This window comes from Streptomyces sp. NPDC040610 (assembly GCF_055594065.1).
This window is the reverse complement of sequence record NZ_JBVIXA010000026.1, coordinates 27468-30488: the sequence shown is the minus strand read 5'-3', so window position 1 is coordinate 30488 and position 3021 is coordinate 27468. Positions and strand designations below refer to the sequence as shown.

Genomic DNA, 3021 nt, shown 5'->3' with positions numbered 1-3021 from the left:
ATCGAGGGAACCATCCACCAGGCCGTCGCGGTCACCGGGATGAGACGTGCCCGCTACCTCGGTCTCCAGAAGACCCACCTGGAGCACGTCTTCTCTGCCGTCGCGCTCAACGTTATACGCCTCGACGCTTGGTGGAACGGCCACCCGCTCGACCGCACCCGCGTCAGCCGCCTTGCCCGACTCGACCTCTCCCTCGCCGCGTGACCGAATAAGCCAGCAGGATCGGTGACAGAGCTCTTACCGGCACGTCGGCCGTGAGTTCAGCGTGACTGAGGGGCTTTCACCGGGAACCCACGGCGTCTTCGGCGGGTAGGGATCGAAAGTGCGGTGGGTTCTTTGCCGCTGTCTCGGCAGGATACTCATTCGCTCTCGACGGTCTGCTCGATCTGGGCGTCGAGCTGATGCGGATCTTTGGAAACGACCAGTGCTACTCGTCGTTCCTCAGTGAGGTGCCTGGGGCAACTGGGACGGGTCCGCCGGCTTGTTGAGAGTGGGGCCCATGCCCTCGTCAAAGAATGAAAGCGGTCCGGTCGCAGGGTGCGCCCCCGTGGGTACGCTTTTTCACCCAGGGGCATCGGGGACTGCGGCCTTGTGGGAAAGGCGCTTGGAGGATCGCGTGTTGGATCAGGCGTTGATTGCTTTGGCTTCGGCTGCCGGTGCGGCGGTGGCGTCGGCCGCGGGGACGGATGCGTGGGCGGAGTTCCGGGTGCGGGTGGCCCGCGTCTTTGGCTGGGGCGGCTCGTCAGGTGTCACCCAGGTGGCCTTGGATCGCCTTGACCGGTCGGCCACCGAGTTGGACGCTGCTGGCCCCGGGGAATCCGATTCGGTACGGGCTTGGGTGGCGGCCTCCTGGCGGACCCGGTTCGAGGATCTGCTCGAAGGGCTGGACGAGTCCGACCGTCAGGACGCGGCTGGGCAGCTGCGCGAACTGGTGGCCCTGGCCCAACAGGCCACCAGCGGCGTCTCGGCCGGGGACGACGGCATCGCCATCGGCGGGAACCCTGCCATATTGGCCGACCATGGGTCAGCGGCTGCAGTGCGCATGGGGGACGTGGCCATCGGAAACCCTCCGCCGCCGGGCCCGAACCAGGGCTGATCGCACCCGGCATCAGTCAAGCCCCGAACATCACGGCGCAGACCTCGCTCTTCGCACAGGACCACAGCATGGTGGTTGGCCACGCCGAGACGGTGAAGCACTACGCCGCGCCGCGGGCCACGGTGGCCTGGCCGTACTCGGTAGGCCGGATCCCGCGGCAGGCGGATTACTTTCAGGACCGGGGCGCGGTCGGCGCCCTGGACGCTGCGGTGGCTGAGGGGGGTACGGCGGTACTGTGCCAGGTCCTTGCGGGGACCGGAGGGGTCGGCAAGACGCAGCTCGCGGCCTATCACGCCCGGACCGCCTTGCAGGCCGGACGGGTCGACCTGCTGGTCTGGGTCACGGCAGCCACCCGCGAGGCGATCATCGCCGCCTACGCCACAGCCGGCACCGCCGTGCTCGGCGCCGACCCCGACCGCCCGGAGCAGTCAGCGGAGGAGTTCCTGGCATGGCTGGAACCCAAACCGTCCCCCATCGGCAGCGAGAGTCCGGGGTGCCGGTGGATGGTGGTGCTGGACGACCTCACCGACCCCACCGACCTGCGGGACCTGTGGCCCCCCAGCAGTTCCCTCGGCCAGACCCTGGTCACCACCCGCCGCCGGGACACCGTGCTGACCAGTGGCTCACGCCTCCGCGTCGATGTGGGCCTGTTCACCGAGGCCGAGGCCGGCACCTATCTCACCGCCGCCCTGACCGCCCACGGCCGCACCGACCCTCCCGAGCACATCAAGGCTCTGGCCGGCGACCTTGGCCGTCTTCCCCTGGCGCTGGCCCAGGCCGCCGCGTATCTCAACGACGCCCGCTTCAACGAAGCCGATCCGCAAGCGGGCTTCCTGCCCATCGACTGCCCGCCCTCGTGCCCGGTCCCCTTCACCCGGGCGGACTGCGTCACCTACCGCAAGCAGTTGGCCGACCGCGCCCGCACCCTGGACGACGTCCTGCCCCAGCCGGGCGCCCTGCCCGATGACCAGGCCGCCACCGTCGCCGCCGCCTGGTCCCTGTCCATCGACCGCGCCAACACCCTCCGCCCGGCGGGCCTGGCCCGCCCGATGCTGCAGCTGACCGCGCTGCTCGACCCCAACGGCATCCCCACCACCCTCCTGACCAGCCCACCCGCCCTGACCCACCTCACCGAACAACGCACCACCCCCGACACCCCCCTCCAGAACCAGGCCCCGGCCCCGGCCCCGGCCCCGGTTACAGCCGAGGACGCGGTCGGCGCGCTGCGGGTCCTGCACCGGCTGAGCCTGCTCGACATCACCACCGACCCTGGCTCCACCAGCGCCCATCAGACGGTGCGGGTCCACAACCTCATCCAACGCGCCGTCCGCGACCCCTTGCCCGCCGACCGCTACGACCAGCTCGCCCGCACCGCCGCCGATGCCCTGAGCGCAGCCTGGCCCGACGTGCCACGCGACACCACCCTCGAACAGGCCCTGCGCGCCAACACCGAAGCCCTCACCCACCACGCCGAAGACGCCCTGTGGGAACCCGACGCCCATCAGGTCCTCTACCGCACCGGCACAAGCCTCGGCGAAACCGGCCAGCTCACCGCCGCCGTCATCCACTTCCGACACCTGACAGACAACGCCCATCACCGCGTGGGTCCCGACCACCTCGACACCCTGATCGCCCGTGGCAACCTCGCCCGATGGCGGGGAGCGGCGGGGGATCCGGACGGCGCCGCCGCCGCGTTCGGCCAGTTGCTGCACGACCGGCTGCGGGTGCTGGGTCCCGACCACCCCGACACCCTGATCGCCCGTGGCAACCTCGCCCGATGGCGGGGGGCGGCGGGAGATCCGGGTGGCGCTGCCACTGCCACCGAGCAGTTGCTGGACGACTTGCTGCGGGTGCTGGGTCCCGACCACCTCGACACCCTGATCGCCCGTGGCAACCTCGCCTACTGGCGGGGGGCGGCGGGAGAT

The 3021-nt window shown here is 70.6% G+C and carries 3 protein-coding genes; all 3 read left to right on the top strand.

All coding sequences use genetic code 11. From position 1 onward, the window contains the following. The coding region (locus ACZ6AA_RS40485; protein ID WP_471463546.1) for a transposase at positions 1 to 204 on the top strand (204 nt) is incomplete at its 5' end. Positions 205 to 604: 400 nt separating this feature from the next. Further along, the gene (locus ACZ6AA_RS40480) at positions 605 to 1096 is read left to right on the top strand and encodes a hypothetical protein (protein WP_471463544.1); all 492 of its coding nucleotides are present in this window, start codon (positions 605 to 607) and stop codon (positions 1094 to 1096) included. A 68-nt stretch (positions 1097 to 1164) separates the two neighbouring features. Next, positions 1165 to 3021, top strand: a 1857-nt coding sequence (locus ACZ6AA_RS40475) for a tetratricopeptide repeat protein (RefSeq protein ID WP_471463542.1), incomplete at its 3' end; no start/stop codon positions are given.